Annotated in this window: 6 protein-coding genes, 3 pseudogenes and 1 CRISPR repeat array; of the genes and pseudogenes, 4 read left to right on the top strand and 5 right to left on the bottom strand. The window is 36.8% G+C overall.

Annotated elements, in window-relative coordinates:
- Positions 1–32 precede the first annotated feature (32 nt).
- Positions 33–419, top strand: a pseudogene (locus IEW45_RS14885) (phage integrase SAM-like domain-containing protein); the annotation flags it as partial.
- 51 nt (positions 420–470) lie between these two features.
- Positions 471–1,047: direct repeats of the CRISPR family, unit length 46 nt; unit sequence GTTGTGAATTGCTTTCAAAATTGTACTTTTACTCATGATTCCCAAC.
- Between the two features lie 104 nt (positions 1,048–1,151).
- On the opposite strand, the pseudogene IEW45_RS14925 reads toward IEW45_RS14885, so the two are convergent.
- A pseudogene (locus IEW45_RS14925) lies at positions 1,152–2,456 on the bottom strand (RemA C-terminal-like gliding motility protein); the annotation flags it as partial.
- Between IEW45_RS14925 and IEW45_RS01940 the strand changes: the two are divergent.
- Positions 2,416–2,568, top strand: a complete 153-nt coding sequence (locus IEW45_RS01940) for a hypothetical protein (protein WP_188619533.1) — start codon at positions 2,416–2,418, stop codon at positions 2,566–2,568. The pseudogene IEW45_RS14925 and the gene IEW45_RS01940 overlap by 41 nt on opposite strands.
- A 305-nt stretch (positions 2,569–2,873) precedes the next feature.
- Here the strand turns inward: IEW45_RS01940 and IEW45_RS14880 are convergent.
- Positions 2,874–3,191: pseudogene (locus IEW45_RS14880) on the bottom strand (lamin tail domain-containing protein); the annotation flags it as partial.
- A gap of 247 nt (positions 3,192–3,438) precedes the next feature.
- Here IEW45_RS14880 and IEW45_RS14780 point away from each other — a divergent pair.
- Together IEW45_RS14780 and IEW45_RS14775 are read left to right on the top strand one after the other, a co-directional pair.
- Positions 3,439–3,645, top strand: a complete 207-nt coding sequence (locus tag IEW45_RS14780) for a hypothetical protein (RefSeq protein ID WP_229665875.1) — start codon at positions 3,439–3,441, stop codon at positions 3,643–3,645.
- A 138-nt stretch (positions 3,646–3,783) separates the two neighbouring features.
- Positions 3,784–3,984 carry a hypothetical protein gene (locus IEW45_RS14775; protein ID WP_229665874.1) on the top strand — a complete coding sequence of 67 codons (201 nt, stop codon included), beginning with the start codon at positions 3,784–3,786 and terminating at the stop codon, positions 3,982–3,984.
- A gap of 1,666 nt (positions 3,985–5,650) precedes the next feature.
- Here the strand turns inward: IEW45_RS14775 and IEW45_RS01930 are convergent.
- The 3 genes from IEW45_RS01930 to IEW45_RS01920 form a co-directional block, all read right to left on the bottom strand.
- Positions 5,651–6,691: an endonuclease gene (locus IEW45_RS01930; RefSeq protein ID WP_188619532.1), complete on the bottom strand. Its 1,041-nt coding sequence runs from the start codon at positions 6,689–6,691 to the stop codon at positions 5,651–5,653.
- Between the two features lie 11 nt (positions 6,692–6,702).
- Positions 6,703–13,986: a T9SS type B sorting domain-containing protein gene (locus tag IEW45_RS01925; RefSeq protein WP_188619531.1), complete on the bottom strand. Its 7,284-nt coding sequence runs from the start codon at positions 13,984–13,986 to the stop codon at positions 6,703–6,705.
- Positions 13,987–14,168: 182 nt separating this feature from the next.
- Positions 14,169–18,845 (bottom strand): T9SS type B sorting domain-containing protein, encoded by a 4,677-nt coding sequence (locus IEW45_RS01920; RefSeq protein ID WP_188619530.1) that lies wholly within the window; start codon positions 18,843–18,845, stop codon positions 14,169–14,171.
- Between the last annotated feature and the right edge of the window lie 101 nt (positions 18,846–18,946).

The raw sequence follows: 18,946 nt of genomic DNA, 5'->3' as shown, positions 1-18,946 counted from the left end.
TTACTGTTAAAAAATAAAATATAATTTAAAAAGTGAAGATTGGATTATCAGAGCAACGGTCCAGAACCTCCCACCCTAATTTTAAAAGGCTGAACAATCTTATCCTTAGCCGTAAAGCCAAGACCAGTAATATTTCCATTGAAGTAGAAAAAAATAAGAAAGAAATAACAGTATGTGCCATTCGGCATAAAATCAAACCACAAAGAGGAGAAACATTTTTTACCCAAGCGGCAGCGTTCTTGCAAAAATTCAAAGATGCCGGGAGCTATAATGACTTTCTTTCAGATAAATCACGATTGAAATTGTTTAAGGAACTTTTGGACGGAAAGAATATTGCATTCCATGAAATTACTCCGAATTTACTGGAAAAGTTTCTGGCACATCTATCGTCAAAGTGTAATTATGGCAAGCGTACTATTACTAAATACATGATTCCCAACCATTGCAATGCTACTACTTTAAGCATCGCAGTTGTGAATTGCTTTCAAAATTGTACTTTTACTCATGATTCCCAACAAAGACTTAACAACGTACATAGACCCTAGCGTTGTGAATTGCTTTCAAAATTGTACTTTTACTCATGATTCCCAACTGGTGTTTCTATTTTTGCTAAAGATGGTATGTTGTGAATTGCTTTCAAAATTGTACTTTTACTCATGATTCCCAACATAGTCAAATGTTTATGACACTTAACAGGGTTGTGAATTGCTTTCAAAATTGTACTTTTACTCATGATTCCCAACACTAACAAAAGGAGGACTGCAAACACTAGAGTTGTGAATTGCTTTCAAAATTGTACTTTTACTCATGATTCCCAACTAATTCAATTCTCCATTAATAGACACTATAGTTGTGAATTGCTTTCAAAATTGTACTTTTACTCATGATTCCCAACCAACCCCTCAAGGCTGGCGATACTGGAATAGTTGTGAATTGCTTTCAAAATTGTACTTTTACTCATGATTCCCAACATACAGAAATACGTGGAAGAGTTGAAAGGAGTTGTGAATTGCTTTCAAAATTGTACTTTTACTCATGATTCCCAACTCTGATAAAAGGGCATTATACGTACCAGTANGTGCCTCTATGGTATAAATTATTTCAAATCGGTCAGTAAATGTTCCTGCTTCTGTACTGAAGTTGTACCCGCCTCCTTCTGTAAGGTTATGGGTCATGTTCTGTACCTTGTCTATAAGGTATATTTGTTGTCCTTCTTCAAACAATCCGTCTACATGGTCCAGGCTTATGGTATAGCTTCCTGCATTGTTTGCTTTGTATCCTACCGCTACTGCATCGGTATCGGTAAAGGCTGCTCTTGCCTGTATGGATAGTTTGGTAGCATCTCCCAGTAGAGAGAATAGTTTAACATTGTCATTGTTTTCTAACATTTTACCATCCCAACCATAGTCCAGCTCGTTTGTGGTAACATCGCTGTAGGCTACTGCCATTTGGTTAAATTCTCCGTTGTTTCCGGTGATGTTTAACCATAAACGGGAAATGTTTGTTGATGGGGTGTTTTCCTGATTCATTCGGAAGAATTGCCCGTTGTTAACGCCTCTTCTCATACTGTTGTTGAAGGTAAGGGTGCTTCCTGTTGCCTGTACTATGAATCCTTGTCCGGGATTGATTACCCAAGTGGATGGGTCTCCTGTAAAGGTTCCTGAACCGGTATCTCCGAATCCGCCTTCCTGGCTGTTTGCGGTATAGGCTGCCATGGTTACGGTGGCATAGCTGCTTGCTGCGGCATCGTTACGTTTTCTCCAGAAGTACAGTGCTGAGCCTGCGTTTATGGTTCCTGAGTTGGTGTTGTAGAAGTCGTGTACGTTTATTGGTGATGGGTAGGGGTTTCCTACTATGTTATAGCCGTTAAGGACTGTTGACATGTTTACGGCTACATCGCCATTATTTGGGGTTCCTGTAAAGGTTCCTGTCCATGGTGCTCCGGGTGTGTCGGTATCTACATAGGACGGGTGGTCGTTTGCGATACGGATAAGGTATCCCAGTCCTGTTGCAAATGCTGTAACACTTGGGTCTATGGCATTGTACTGATCGGTGGTTTCGTTATAGGTGTAGAAACGGTTTGACAGGGTCTGCGGTGAGAATTCCTGTAGGTTTTGTCCGCTTACGGGTGATGACCACATGGTGTAGTCTAAGCGGTATAGTGGTGAGCTGTTTTTATATACTGTGATGGCTCCTGTATTGGCTGCATCGTTGGTTTGTATAATGTTGGCGTTGTCTTCTACTATGAAGTTCTCGGCTCCGGCGTTGTTTACTATACCCTCGGATATAGTTAAGGTGGTACCGGAGGTAACGGTAATTGATGCGCCGCTGTTAACCGTAAGGCTTTCTACCTCAAACTCTCCGTCTGTACCTGTATTATAATCAGTATCAATTACAATAGCTACTGAATTATCAATGGAAATTGGTGTGACACCATCTGATTCAAACTCAGGCATCCATTTTGCTATACCGTCAACTTCCTCCCAAGTTACCATTCCACTTGTAGTTACACTTGTTACATTAGAGTTTTCAGATGTACAACCATCTGTTACTGCACGAACTCTGTAGTAATATGTTGTAAACTCATCAAGACCTGTAACATTGTATGATGTTACATTCCCTACATTTAAGTTTTCATAACCTTCTATAATATCAGAAATTAAGCCTCCATCAAAATCATGGCTTCCAAGGTTAGAAGTTGTGTTTGTTGAATAGGAAGTCCATTCTGTACCTAATGAAGGGAAACCGGCAACACTTGTAGTTACTCCCCCCATTACATCAGCATTACGTACTAATGTGTAATTCGCTGTAAAGTTTCCTCCTACATTCCAACCACTACCGGGGTCATTGCCAATTTCTCCAAAAATATCTACAGGAGCATCAGTACTATTATTATATAATTCTATAGCATCATCACCATTAAAATTAACATCATAACTAGCAATAGTTGATACTGCACCATGTACTTCAGCATTAGGGTTACGGTACACTATAACTTCTCCGTTTGCCAGTGTTCCTGTTAAGTTCATACTGGTACCGTATGAACTATTACCATTGTAGTAAATTCTAAGGTCGTAATTATTTAAATCAACATCTTCTCCTGTACCGTTATATATTTCTATATATTTATTATTTGAACTACCTTCTATATATTCAGATATAAATAAATCATCAGCATAGTTTTCAGTAATAAAATTAGGGCTTGTACTTATTTCAAGAATATAACTTGTAGCACCTTCTTCTGTTTCCCAATTAGCTGTAAATGATGAGCTTGAAATTTCTGTAGCGGTAATTGTAGTAGGAGCGCCTACTTGTGAAGTTGTGAAGGATTGTTGCGTTCCGTAATGTGTACCTGCCGAATCAGTAGCGTAGGCTTTATAATAGTAGGTTGTACAAGGCTCAAGTCCTGTTATATCAGCAGTGTAATTACCGGAACTAATGTTATTACTTGTTACAGATGTGCCCGTACCCTCTGTAAAGTTTTCGGTATTACTATATTCTATTCCGTATTCAGTAAAAGCAGTACATGCTTCAACAGCTTGTCCTGCCAAAGTAGCTGTAAATAAATCAGTACTTATAACTCCTCCTGTAGTAACTGCTCCTGCAGTGTTAATGCCTCTTGCACTAAGAATATCAAAAGTATAAAGTTCTACTATAGCACTTCCATTATTATAAGTTATAAGTATATCCTCTGTACTGTAATCTTCTGCTAAGGCAGGATAAAAATGTACTTGTATAGTTACTTCACTACCATCAAAATCATTTAAGGTGTAAGAACCTGCGGTGAATGTTTCTCCTTCAATACCAAATCTAAATCCATCTAAATCCTCATACCCACCAGTACCATCAGGAGTAGCTGAACTTATAGTTATAGTAGTAGGGGAGCTAAAGTTTTCTCCACTAAATGTTATATATCCCGTAGTGTTAGATGCAGTGATACAAATATCACCAAAGTCTAAATTACTGTCTACAGGTACTAAGTAAGGGTTTACAGCCTCAGCAGTTGTTTCTTCAGCAGTTGCTCCCTCACCCGTTTCTATACCTGAAGCATTTTGTGCATTTACAGCAAATAAATAAGATGTTTCAGGAGTTAAATCAGTTAAAGTTACATTAACCCAAGAAGAAGCATCTGCCCATACAGGTGTTTCAGATATTGTACCATCAGTATTTAAATAACCGTCAATTATTCCTCCTAATACTGTAATTGAGTATAATGAAGCGCCATTATCGTTAACTGTAACATCCAGGCTGTTAGTTGTAGGGTTAGTAATACTTGGGGCTAAAGGAGTAGCAGCATACGTATAAAAACTTTCTGTATTACCATAGCCTGTGCCTGTACTATTTGTAGCATAAGCTCTGAAGTAATATTGAGTGTTTGCATTAAGGTCTTCTATAATTTCACTAAATGATGAATTGTCAGCATTAGCATTTATAACAGTTGTTGTCTCACTTGCATTAAGGTCTGTTCCTGTAGTATTATAAACAAAACCTTTCTCTGTAACTGTTGCATTTCCATTATTTGTAACACCACCAGCTATTATTGCAAACGAAGAATCAACGTCATTTTGTTCGTCAACTGTAGTGGTAAATACAGTTGGAGTGACTATTGCCTGAGTAGTGAATGTTTGTACATTTCCGTATGCAGTACCCTCATTATTTGTAGCATAAGCTCGGAAGTAGTAAGTTGTGCCTTGAGTTAAACCTGTTAAACCTTCTGTAAAAGTTCCGGTTCCGGTTCCGTTACTACTTAAACCGTCATTCGACTCTAAAGTAGGTGCAGTAACTGAAGAACTCCAAACAAATCCTCTTGCTGTTATAGCAGAAGCTCCTTCACTTGTAATTTCTCCGCTAACAGTAGCAGAATTAGTAGTAGTATTTGTAACAGTACTGTTTGTAGTTATTTCGGGAGTTGTTACATATGCAGTCCATCTTAAATCATCTAATACAACTCTTTTACTTATAGTATTAACTATTCTAATATTTACATCTCCGCTAACATTAACATCTATACTATATGTATTTACAGAAGTACTGCTTACGGTTAAATCAGAGCCATACTGTATGTTGTTTACATATACTCTTAAGTTAGAATTTCCACTAAAAAGTCTTTTGTATTCAAAGCTAAGAGTACCTACGCCCCCTGATATAGGTGATGAATGACTTAGTTCACCGCCACGTAACCCACCTAATGCAGGTCCATCAATTGATTGGTTTATAGTGGACTCTGTTGCGGTCCATTCAATACCATTATCGCCAGTCCATTCTCGTGTAGTATATTCATTACTATTACCATTTATGGCTGTAGTAATATTCGAAAATGTTTCATGACCCTGAGACCATCCGGTCCATACAGACAGCATAAATGCTGCCATAAAAATTTTTAACAGTAATTTTTTTTTCAAAAATTTCATCATAGAAGTTTTAATTAATATTTGGATACTTTAAGGATTACCTATTCTGAGGCAAGCGCAAAGTTTCAAATCACATATTAACTAATCATGTCATTTTTGTAAAATGACTATTACTATAATGTTAAGTCCTTTTTGTTGAAAAAATGTTTATAAATTACTGATAATTAATTTTTTAAATAAATTTTTTTGGATTGAGTTTTTATAAAAAAGCATAGCTTTTATAATAACCCAGGAGCTATTTATTTTAATAGAATTTTGAAGATTTCTTTTTTATTTTTTGTTGTGATATTTAAAAAATAAATTCCTTTTGGATTGCCTTTAATATTAATACTATTACTGGATAGAGTAGTTTCAATAGCTTGTCCAACCATATTATATACTGAATAACTATAGTTAGAATTTGAATTATTTTCGATATGGATTATACCATCAGTTATAGTAGGATGTACTATAAATTTTGTTTGAACTATTTCATTCGTGCTATTTAAAGCCCATTTATCTTCAGCATTAGGTCCATTCCATATTATAGTAGCCAAGTAAGGATTGTCTATAAAAGGATTTCTATTGCCTTGCATATCTTCTAATATTTCATTTCTGTTTATTTCATATTGGCTTACTGGATCTTCTTCATTCCATTCCAAAAATATATCAGGCATATCACTACTATAAGTAGTACTACCTGCCCCTACGGTTGTTGCAAGACATCTTTCATTATATCTTACATACATATACATCATCATTCGGGCTACATCACCTTTCCATTCGTCTCCCGGGTAAAATAACCATCCGTCAAGGGGGGCGGCATGTCCTTCGCCGTCTGCAAAACGCCTGTTGCTTCTGGAGCTATTCATATAATAGTCTATAGAGCGTAAATGGTGCGCATCAGAGCCCGGTCCTGTATATTCTAAGTTAGGGTCACCAAGAGAGCGAGGATATACATGTTCTCTTACCCATTTGCCTTCGCAACTGGTATTATGGCAACTTAAATCTTTATCTCTTGTTCTGTCATTATCAGGATCATTGTCGTTATCCTCATACCCATATAGTAAAAGCACATTTTCAGAATTTTCGGGGTCTAAGTCAGATTGTTTTAACGCTTCCCAAACTTCAGGTGTATATACCAGTTCATTAGTATGTGTTTCCGTAATCATGTCAGCCAATTCCTCTTTTAAAGCATCGCCTGTTAATTCAAAATTTATTGATGAATAGTATTCAGGGATTTCCTGACCTAAACAGTATAAGGGAAATAATAATAGGAACGTGATTTTATTTAACTTCATTCTATTTTAATTTATCTTAATAATGAGAAGTGTGCTTTAAATTCTTTTTTGCTTCCGTCGGAAGATTGATAATCTAATGTAAACCAGTAATCGGTTGCAGGGAGTCTTTCTCCATTATATGTTCCGTCCCAACCTAAGCCACCGGGTTGTAATACAGATACAATTTTACCAAACCTGTCATATATATAAATTATCGCTTCTCTTTGATTTCTAAGACCGCTAATGTTCCAAGTATCATGCTGCCCGTCTCCGTTAGGGCTAAAGAACCTGGGGTAATTTAAAGCATAGACTTCAAGTTCTATTGGGTTACAACCGTTTTTGTCATTTACGATTATTGTATATAAACCTTCATTTATATTGGTAAATATATTACTATCCTGGAATAGACCACCATTCAAGCTGAATTCATAGTCTCCTGAACCACCAACTACATTTACAGTTATAATTTGGTTGTTAGTAAAATCAGTGCCTACTGTAGCAGTTGCAGTTGCTGTAGATGAAACATTTACAGTTGTAGTTGCCGTTGTGGTACACCCTGTAGTAATATTAGTTACATCAACAGTATAATTACCGGGTTCATTTATAAAAACAAAATTGGACATAAATGGTAGTGTTTCTTCACCTTTTTTCCATACAAAACTAAAGTTAGATGTTGAAAGTCCTGTGTTTAACATTACAGAGTTATACTCTTCTGTTTCTTCATCAAAACATAAGTAATATTCATCTTTTAGCTGAGGGCTAGGCAGAGGATTGATTCTTATGGTTGCCTCAGCACTATCAGTACATTCTGTTCCTACTGTATAACTTATTGTTACTGTTCCTGCTGCTACACTTGTTACATTACCATCTTGGTCTACCGTAGCTATATTTTCATTGCTGCTGGACCATATTCCATCAAGAACAGTGTTTTCGAGTATTGTGCTTTCACCTTCACAAATAGTTGTAGTCCCTGTAATAATTCCCGGGTCTGGAGCTGGGGAGGGAGGAGCATCTATAGTTACTTCTTCTGAAATTGCAGTACATCCTGCCTGATTTCTTACCTGAACGGTATAATTTCCCGGAGCAAGGTTATTAAAAGTAGTTGTAGCTTGATAACTTGCACCGCCATCTATACTATACGTATTCATAGGACCAACAGGGCTGGTAACTGTAATTCTACCAAAGTCATTATCACAATCTGTTTGTATTATTGATAGTGTAGGTACAGCAGGAATTGAAGGTTGTGGTTGTACATATACCTGATATGGCTGAGATGTACAGCCATCACCATTTTGAACCCTGATAAAATATGTTCCTGATGCTACATCACTAAATACAGCAGATGATTGATAGGTTACTCCGTTATCTATACTATACGTTAAATCTGTTCCCAGCGGAGATGTAATTGTAATTGTACCCAATGCATTTTCGCAGTCAGGGTTGGTTATATCAGCAGTTGTAATTGCCGGTATTTGTAATGCAGGGTTTATAGTTACACTCGGTGGGTTGTCAGAAATACATCCTGCAGCATTCTTAACATATACAGTATAATTCCCTGGTGCAACGTTATAAAATGTAGTTTGTGATTGATAGTTAACTCCGTCAATACTATATGTCATCCCATTACCTATAGGTTCAGTTACAGCAATAATACCTAAAGGACTATTACAAGTAGGGTGAGTAACACTTACAATTGCATCATCAGGAATGTTAAGCGGAGCATTTATAATAACATTATTAACTGTAGCAGTACAGCCATCGGCATTTTGTACTGTTACATTATAGCTTCCCGGTGTAAGGTTATTAAATATAGTTGAGGACTGGAAGTTAACCCCGTCTATACTATATTCTAAATTAGCCCCTAATGGTGCAGTAACTTCTATACTTCCTGTAGTTACTGTACAAGTAGGCTGTGTTTGTGTCACTACAGGAGTAGCAGGTGTTTGCGGAGCATTGTTTATAATTATATTGTTTAGCTCGGCTGTACAATTGCCTGCATTTTTTACAGTAATAGTGTAAGTTCCCGGATTTAGGTTATTAAATGTAGTTGATGACTGGAAATTAACGCCATTAATACTGTATGTTAAATCAGTACCTAAAGGAGATGTAACCTCTATGCTACCCGTATTATTAAAGCAGTTAGGTTGTGTTTCCGATACTGTAGGGTTAGCAGGGTCTGTTGGGATATCATTGATAACGATGTTATTCGCTACCGATGTACATCCTTCAGCGTTTTGTATTGTTATACTATATGTTCCCGGAGTTAAGTTTACAAATGTATTTGACGACTGGAAATTAACTCCGTCAATACTGTATTCTAAATCAGTTCCTGTTGGTGCGGTAACTTCAATAGTTCCTGTTGTTACAAGACAATCAGGTTGAATTTGTGTAGTTGTAGCTATTGCAGGTATAGTAGGTGCATCATCTATTGTTACTCCTGTTAATACCGAAGTACATCCATCAGCGTTTTGTACAGTTACAGTATATGTTCCCTGATTTAGGTTACTAAATGTAGTTGACGACTGAAAGTTTGTTCCGTCGATACTGTATTCTAAGTCTGTACCTGTTGGTGATGTAACTTCAATAGTTCCTGTTGGTGTAGTACAGTCAGGCTGAGTTTGTGCAGTTGTAGCTACTGCAGGTGTTACAGGTGCATTATTTATTACTATTCCTGTTACTACCGCAGTACAACCATCAGTATTTTGCACTGTTATATCATATATTCCTTGATTTAGGTTACTAAATGTAGTTGACGACTGGAAGTTTGTTCCGTCAATACTATATTCTAAATCAGTACCTGTTGGCGAAGTAACTTCAATAGTTCCTGTTGCTGTAGTACAATCAGGTTGCATTTCTGTTACTGTTGGTGTAGCAGGAACTTCAAGAGCGTCATTTATTACGATTCCTGTTAATAACGAAGTACAACCATCGGTATTTTGCACTGTTATATCATATATTCCCGGAGTTAGGTTACTAAATGTAGTTGATAATTGGAAATTAGTACCGTCAATACTATATTCTAAGTCAGCTCCTATTGGTGAAGTTACTTCAATAGTTCCTGTTGCAGTAGTACAATCAGGTTGCGTTTCTGTTACTGTTGGTGTAGCAGGAACTTCAAGCGCATCAGTTATTACAAAATCATTAGAAACAGATATACATCCATCTGCATTTTGTACTGTTACGTTATAAGTATCCGGATTCAGGTTATCAAAAGTAGTTGACGACTGGAAGTTTATTCCATCAATACTATATTCTAAATCATTTCCTGTTGGCGAGGTAACTTCAATAGTTCCTGTTGTTGTAGTACAAGTAGGTTGTGTTAATGTAGCTAAAGCTTGTTCAGGAGTATTTGGAGCAGGTAATACAGTAATACTTTCATCAGCATATACACATCCGTTAGTAGTATTTAGTACTACTAGCGTATAATTACCAGGGGTTACTGTAAAGTCTGTAAAAGTTTCAAATGTTGTACCTCCGTCAATACTATATTCGTATTCATTACCTGTAGGAGAGTTAAATGTAAGTATACCATCAGTATCTTCACAAGCTAAAATAGGTATTGTGTAGGTTGGTACTGCTACCGTAGGTAAATCATCAACAGTTATAGTATTTGATGAAGTACAACCCGCAGCATTTTGTACTGTTATAGTATGTGTACCCGGTGCAGCACTAAATACCGGTGCAGTTTGATAAGTTCCGCCATCAATACTATATTCTAAATCACTACCTGTTGGTGCAGTCACTTCAATAGTTCCTGTCGGGGTATTACAAGTAGGCTGTGCAGTAACTGTTAGTGTAGGTACATCAGGCGCATTAGGTATAGGGTTAATAGTTACCTGTGTTATTTCAGAAATACATCCATCTTCATTTTGTATAGTAACGTCATAATTTCCTGTAGCAATATTATTGAAAACAGGAGAGGACTGGTATCCGTTTCCATCTCCAATGCTATATGTAATTCCTGTACCTGTTGGTGATGTAATTTCTATTTGAGACACTGTTCCCGAGCAATCAGGTTGTGTAGTTATAACATCAGGTGCAGGTAAAGGAGTAGTATTAGTAGTTACTTGTACAGTATATGTTGAACAAATTTCACAGTCTGATATAAAAGTAGCTGTAACAGTTTCAGGAGCACAGGTTTCTTCTAATGTTACTACTGAATTATCAGTGTTTTGAGATGTTACTAAATTAGAAGGAGACCATGACCATGACCCTCCTGTAGCAGGTGTACCTGTTATAGTTGCTGTATTTGCAGCTACTGTTACTTGCGGGTCAGCTATAACCTCTTCTACGGTAACAGAGAATATTTGTATTTTATATTCATCACCCGAAACAGCAGCGGTTTGTGCCATATAGGGAAATAACCATAGTTTATTATAATTATTATCTGCTGTAAATGTATAATCGTAATCTGTAGGTGTGTCGTCAATAATATGGTCTCCCGCTATTACCTGATTACCTGCAGGGGTAGGAGTAGGAGTAAAATTACCATTACTGGCTTGTATGTATAGTACAGCGTTAGGATTGTCATATCCTCTTGTTCCGGGATCATTTTGGTTTACAACATTTATACAAACGCGGTATTCTTTTCCTGCTTCAAAATTATAGCAAGTATAAGTACCTTCACCTATTCCACCGTATGACCACATCCAGATATGGCTGGATGTTGTGCTGGTTGAAGGAGACCCATGTGAAGTAAACCAACTCCCTTTACTTGATAAATAAGTATCAGATGAAGGAGGGAAGCCATCTTCTAAGTTAGGGTTTTCGATACATGAAGGAGCATTATCATTATTTATAGTTACAGATTGAGAATCTGAAATACAAGTGTTTAATTGTACTGTAACATCATAAGTTCCTGCTGCTAAATTATTAAAAACAGGACTACTTTGGTAGTTAACTCCATCTATACTATAGGTATAGCCTGTACCGACAGGAGAAAATACAAATATTTGTCCGCTAATATTACAGTCAGGTTGTGTTACATTTATTGTTCCTAAAACAGGTGGAGCAGGAACATCGTCAATTGTTATTGTTTGCGATACAGCAGTACAGTTACTGTTATCCTTTAGTGTTATATTATAGTTGTCCGGAGCTAAATTTTCAAAAGTAGTTGAAGATTGGAAGTTAGTTCCGTCAATACTATAAGTATATTCAGTTCCTAGTGGGGTAGTCACTTCAATAGTTCCTGTAGGCACATCACAAGTAGGCTGTATAGTAGTTGCTTCAGGTTCAGGAAGTGTTGTAATTGCTTCTATTTCTATAGTTTCTGTTTCAGAAACACACCCAAGGTCGTTTTTTACATACACAACGTAATCGCCCGGAATAAGGTTCGTAAATACAGGGTCAGTATTATAAGTAACATCATCAATACTGTACGTGTAAATTGCTCCCGTAGGGCTGTTAACTGTAATTGTACCGAAAGGGTCGGGACAGCTAGGTTGTGTTACTGTTGTGTCGGCAATATCAGGCGCTCCGGTAACTTCTACAGTAGCGGTTGCTGGTAAAGAAACACAATCAGATAAGTTTTTAACTGTTACAGTATATTCGCCCGGAGCTAAATTAGTAAATATAGGGTTATTTACTTGGTAGTTAGTACCATCTATACTGTAAAACAGTATAGGGTCTGTAGATGTTGTAGAAACAGTAATAGTTCCTGTATCGGCATTACAATCAGATGGAGTAACCACAACTGTTGGTTGTTCAGGAGATTCCGTAACGTTTAGCTGTGCCGCATTACTAAAAATTTCGCAGGTAGTAGAGGTTATATAACAGTAATACTGATAGCCGTTAAAACTGAAAGGCACATCCGTTATTGTTAAAGTATCAGTAGTAGCACCCGAGTAATTACTGTTGTTATTTACATTAACCCAGTTACCCGAATTATCCAGTACTACCCATTGGTAGTTATAACCTGTCCCATCTACACTTACAGAGAATGTAGCTGTTTCATTTTCACAAATATATTGTGTTACAGGATGCGTAATATCAGGAGTTGGAGCAGCCGAATTATTTGCAGTATGAGTGCCAAGGTCACTGCAAAATTCATTACCATATACATTCCAGTCAGCTACATCAAAAGCAACTTTAGGGGCTACTGCATCAGGTTTTCTTATTAACGTATATCCTTTACCTGAATTACCTGACCCCAAAGGTATTTCAAGATTATCTATAACACTTCCGTTTTTTAATAGTTCAAATTCATCATTTGCATTAATACCATTTGTTAATCCAAAGTCAGAAGTCACTCCACTACAAACACTACCTATTGAAAAACCAATAATAAAAGTATCTCCCGGTGCTATAGAACCTGAAAGATTCATAGTATAACTGGGTGAAGCAGCACCTATATCTCCATACCTTAGTAGGGTGTAACCGGAAAGATTAATTGTAGTAGAGGTAGGATTATATAATTCTACAGCACCAGGGTTTCCACTATAAGCGTCATATACTTCAGAAATATAAATATCACTTTCACATTCCGAAGTAAGTACTGTAAAGTTTGAAGTAGTAGTTTCACTACAAGCAGCTGAGTTTACTACTATTTCTCCTGTACTTGCACCTTCCGGCACAAGCGCCATAATTTCGGTATCTGACAATGCTGCAAAAGTAGCATCTATACCGTCAAAAGTTACTGATGTAGCATCATTAAAACCTGTACCTTCTATAGTAACTAATGTATTAGCAGGTCCGTATGAGGGAGAAAAAGAAGTTATTTCCAGTGGGCAAGAAGCAGCATCCGGTGTTAAAGCACCATATAAGTAAAAATTATCAATTCTTATGCTTCCGCTTCCTGTAGGGTGGTTATTAAATTCCAGACTAACTGTAACAGTACCTGTTAAACCTGATATTGGTGCAAGTACGGTGGAATTTGTATTATTTGTCCATGAACTGCTTAAAGAACCGTTGCCAACCATTGTACCGTTTATGTACATTGTCCAGTTTTGTGCTCCAAAAGAAGATCTCATTTTGGCAAATTCGTAGGAAGAAACTTCAAGTTGTTGTCCTGCTGCTACATCAAAAGTAAGTGTAAAAATGGTTAGCGGGATGGTATTTCCCGGACTTGTATCTGATGATAATGAATTACCTGTAACTCCTAATGCATCATTCCAGGTCTGTGTATCAGTATTATTAGTCCATTGGGAATTTGATATTTCAGGAGCTATAGTAGTAGGAGGTATATTATATGGAACAGAAGCCTGATAAGTATCAAAATTATGATGGTAAATAACAGATTGTGCTTTTATACTAATAGGAACTATTAGGAGAAAAAAAAACAGTATAAAGTTTTTTTTTGTTAAAGTACTGTAATTCAATAACATTTCTTTTTTATTAAGCGTTTTTAGCAGCCCAAAATTATAAGATAATATGGTTTGAGCTATTATTATAACATTATATAAAAGCAGATTAATTGTAAATATAATGTTAAATGCAAAATAAAAAAATAAAAGCCACTTATATAAGTGGCTTTTACTATTCTAAATTATTGATTTTACTATTAGTTTTCCTGACGATTTACATAAACCCATCCTGTTTTTGAGCCGCTTGTAGTTTCAACTACGTAAAAATAAGTTCCTGTTGGTAACTCATCTCCGTTATCCGTTTGTCCATTCCATTCGTTAGTATAGTTAGTTTTGCTATACACTTCTTTACCATAACGGTTAAATATAATTACTTTTTGAGCATTTAAACCACTAAGGTCAAAGTTGTCGTTTTGGTTGTCATTGTTTGGAGAAATACCTCTTGGTATAGTACATAGTATACCATCAATAATAAAGGTATAGCTTGTTTCACATCCTCCGGCAGTTTCAACTATAGCTGTAATTTCTAGTGGATAGTCTGAACCCTCAATGCTATTCATATCAGCATACTCGGTAACATTAAAAGTAATATCATTACCTATAGTGCTACCATTCTCATTTATCCAAGTAATGGTTGCTGTATTAATATCAAAAGAGTTATCAGCAACTTTAAAATTTAATAAGTAGTTTACTTCTCCACCTGTAATTTCAGAACAACCTTGTACACCTGTAATGGTAGGCGGGGTAGGAACATCGTTTATTGTTATAGCTTCTGTAACTGATGTACAACCATCAGGGTTCTCAAGTGTTATTGTGTACTGGCCAGGCTGTAAGTTACTAAAGAAACGTGAAGACTGGAAGTTAGTACCATCTATACTGTAAGAGTATCCTGCTCCTACAGGTGCAACCACTTCTATAGTACCTGTTTCTACAGCACATGTTGGCTGTGTTTCTAAGTATGTTGCAATTTCTGCTTGTGGGCTGTCATCAATTATAATATTTGATGATGTTGCTGTACAGCCATCGTTGTTTCTCACAGTTACTGTATATGTTCCGGCAGCTACATCATTAAAAGTAACATCGCTTTGGAAGGTAGCCCCATCAATACTATATTCTAAATCAGCCCCCAGCGGTGCAGTTACTTCAATACTTGCGTTTACATTACACGTAGCTTGTGTAGCTGTTGCTGTAGGAGCTGTTGGTGTGGTTACTGTGTTTATTACAATATCTGTAGTTGTAGAAATACAACCGGCACCATTTCTTACAGTTACGTTATAAGTACCCGGTGTAAGGTTATCAAATATAGTTGCAGACTGGAAGTTAGTTCCGTCAATACTATATTCTAAATCAGCTCCCAGTGGTGCAGTTACTTCAATACTACCTGTTGCAGTAGTACAGTCAGGCTGTGTTTCTGTTATTGTTGCTACATCAGGAGCACCGTTATCAGCATCTATTGTTATAGTGGCAGTTTCAGAAGTACAGCCGTCATTATTTCTAACAATTACTGTATATGTTCCTGCAGCTAAATTGTTAAAAGTAGTTCCAGGCTGGAAGTTAGTCCCATCAATACTATATTCTAAATCAGCTCCCAGTGGTGCAGTAACGTCAATACTACCTGTTGGTGTGGTACAGTCTGGTTGAGTAACTGTAGTTGTAGCAACATCAGGTGTTGTTACTGAATTTATTACTATATCAGCTGTTACAGAAGTACAACCATCGTTATTTTGAACAGTTACCGTATATGTTCCTGCTGCCAAGTTATCAAAAGTAGTTGCAGACTGGAAGTTAGTTCCATCAATACTATATTCTAAATCAGCTCCCAATGGTGCAGTCACCTCAATACTACCCGTTGAAGTAGTACAGTCAGGCTGTGTTTCTGTAATTGTAGCTACAGCCGGAGTTTCAGGGGCATCGTTTATTACTATATCAGCTGTTACAGAAGTACAACCGTCGTTATTTTGAACAGTTACCGTATATGTTCCTGCTGCTAAGTTATTAAAAGTTGTTCCTGATTGGAAGTTAGTCCCATCAATACTATATTCTAAATCAGCTCCCAGTGGTGCAGTTACTTCAATACTACCTGTTGCAGTAGTACAGTCAGGTTGTGTTTCTGTAACTGTAGCTATTGCAGGGGTTTCAGGCGCATCATTTATTACAATGTTTGTAGTAGATGTACAATCTGCTGAATTTTTTACTGTTACTGTGTAAGAACCTGCTGCTAAGTTATTAAAAGTTGTTCCTGATTGGAAGTTAGTCCCATCAATACTATATTCTAAATCAGCTCCCAGTGGTGCAGTTACTTCAATACTACCTATTGCAGTAGTACAGTCAGGTTGTGTTACAGATACTGTTGGAGTATCAGGAGCATCAACTGAAGGGTTTATAGTTATTGTTCCTGTAACAGAAGTACAACCATCATTATTTCTTACTGTTACTGTGTAATTTCCGGCAGACAAACCTGTAAATGTAGTTTCCGTTTGGAAGTTAACCCCGTCAATACTATATTCTAAATCAGTTCCAAGTGGTGCAGTTACTTCTATATTTGCATTTGTATTACAAGTAGGTTGAATAACTGTAGTTGTAGCTACAACAGGAGTTGTAGGGGCTTCATCAATAGTGAAAGAAGCAGTTTCTGATGTACAACCATCATTATTTCTCACTGTTATAGTATAATTTCCGGCAGCTATCCCTGTAAATGTAGTTTCGCTTTGGAAGTTAATCCCGTCAATACTATATTCTAAATCAGCTCCAAGCGGTGCAGTTACTTCTACAGTTTCTGGTGTAGTACAGGTTGATTGGCTGATGTTTAAAGTAGCTACTGCCGGTGGAGTAGGCACATCATCAATTGTTATTTGTTCTGTGACAGATATACATCCTTCATCATTTTGTACTGTAATAGTATATGTGCTTGGTGCTAAGTTATCAAAAGTAGTTCCTGATTGGAAATCAATTCCGTTAAGGCTGTATTCTAAGGTAGCATCAAGTGGCGCTGTTACTTCAATACTACCTGTGTTTGTAGTACAGGTAGGTTGTGTTTGTACTGTAGTAGCAATAGCAGGTCCGTCAGGAGCTTCTTCTATCTCTACAGGCATTGTAGAACTACAACCCGTTGAAGATTCTATATATAATGTATAGTTACCGGGTGCTAAACCTGTAAAAGTAGTTTCTGTTTGGAAGTTTACTCCGTCAAGGCTGTAAGTAAGGTCATCGCCTATAGATGCTGTTATTTCTATACTACCTGTGTTTGTAGTACAGGTAGGCTGTGTAGGTATCACTATTGCTAATGGTAGTGGAGATACTGTTAACTGTACACCATCAGTAACAAGTGTACAACTTACAGATTCTATTTCACAATAGAATTGTTGCCCGTCCATACTGTTTGTAACCTGAGTAACTGTTAAAGTATTTGTGTTAGTACCAGAATATGTGGCATCATCCGTAAGGTTTACCCAGTTACCACTATCATTTAAAGTTTTCCATTGGTATGTAAATCCTGTATCATCAGTTACAGATACTGAAAACTGAGCACTATTATTTTCACAAACACTTGTACTTTCAGGTTGTGTAGCTATTGCAGCAGCAAGTGTAATATTATGAGTTCCTAAGTCAGAACAATCATTACTTGTAAAACTCCAATCACCACTTATAAAAGTAGGGCTAGGTGCCGTAGCGTCTGCATTTCTTATAACGGTATATCCTGTATTGGTTGGAGCATGTGCCACATCAATAAGTACACCGTTCTTTTTTAGTTTAAATTCATCATTGTCATTAATTCCCGTTCCCACTTCTGCATCTGTAGCAACAGTACAACCTAAAACTCCTGTACCGTAACTGCGTACTAAATAAGTTGTAAATGGAGCGACTGAACCAGGTAAAACTAAAGAGTAGCTAGCTGTAGCGCCGCCAATATCTCCATACCTTTCCAGTACATATTCATCATTAAAAGTAATAGTGTTTGGGGTAGGATTATAAAGTTCTATCACTCCATAACTTCCCGGTGTATGATCGTAAAGTTCAGAAATAAATAAATCTGGTATACTACCTGAATCGGGACAATCAGATTCGAAAACAGTAAATGTTCCTGCGTTTGCTTCACAGCCATCTGTAATTATTGTAATATCGCCATCTGTAGCGTCTACAGGTACAACGGCTCTAATTGTAGTGTCTGATATTACAGTAAAACCGTTAGATTCCACCCCATTAAATAGTACACTTGTTGTTCCTGTTCCTGCTTCAAACCCGCTACCTTCAATAGTAACAACAGTTTGTGCAGGTCCTGATTGTGGTGAAACCGATGTTACAGTAGGAGGGATACAAGCATCAGTTAAAGTACCGTTTAATGTAAAATTATCTAAAGCAAACCATCCTGAACCTATAGCATTACTTAATGTTATTACTATAGTAACGTTTCCTGTAAGTCCATTAACAGGGTTTGCAACAGCAGTAGTACCTATTTCTGCTCCGGTTGATGGTATTGAGCCATTACCTACATCAATACCGTTAATAGTCATAGCCCAGCTTTGCGCTCCTACAGGAGAACGTTTTCTCCAGAAGTTGAATGATGCTATTTCTAACTCTTTACCGGGAGCAATATCAAAATTTAATGTAACAGTAGCACCTGCTAATGCAGAAGCATGACCTATTGCCTGTCCACTTTCACCAAGATAGCTAACCCATATACCTAAATTATTTGTCCATTCAGAATTAGATAAATCAGTATCTAATACATCAGGAGTTACTGTGTAAGGGTGACTTGTTATAGGGTCTGTACCAAACTCATGCATATATAGCTGAGCTGATACGTTATTTGGTATTAAAAATAACAACGCAGTAAAAAAAGTTGTTATAGTTAATAATAATGTAGTTTTTTTCATAGATAATTTTTATTGATTACTAAAAGGTAAAATGCCGCGCAAGTTACATGTTAATTTGCTTATGATTGTTATATTAGTTTTAATTAAATGTTAAAGTGAAA

The sequence above is a fragment of the Flavobacterium suaedae genome (genome assembly GCF_014642915.1).
Classification (GTDB): Bacteria; Bacteroidota; Bacteroidia; order Flavobacteriales; family Flavobacteriaceae; genus Flavobacterium; species Flavobacterium suaedae.
This window is presented reverse-complemented; position numbering and strand designations above follow the sequence as displayed.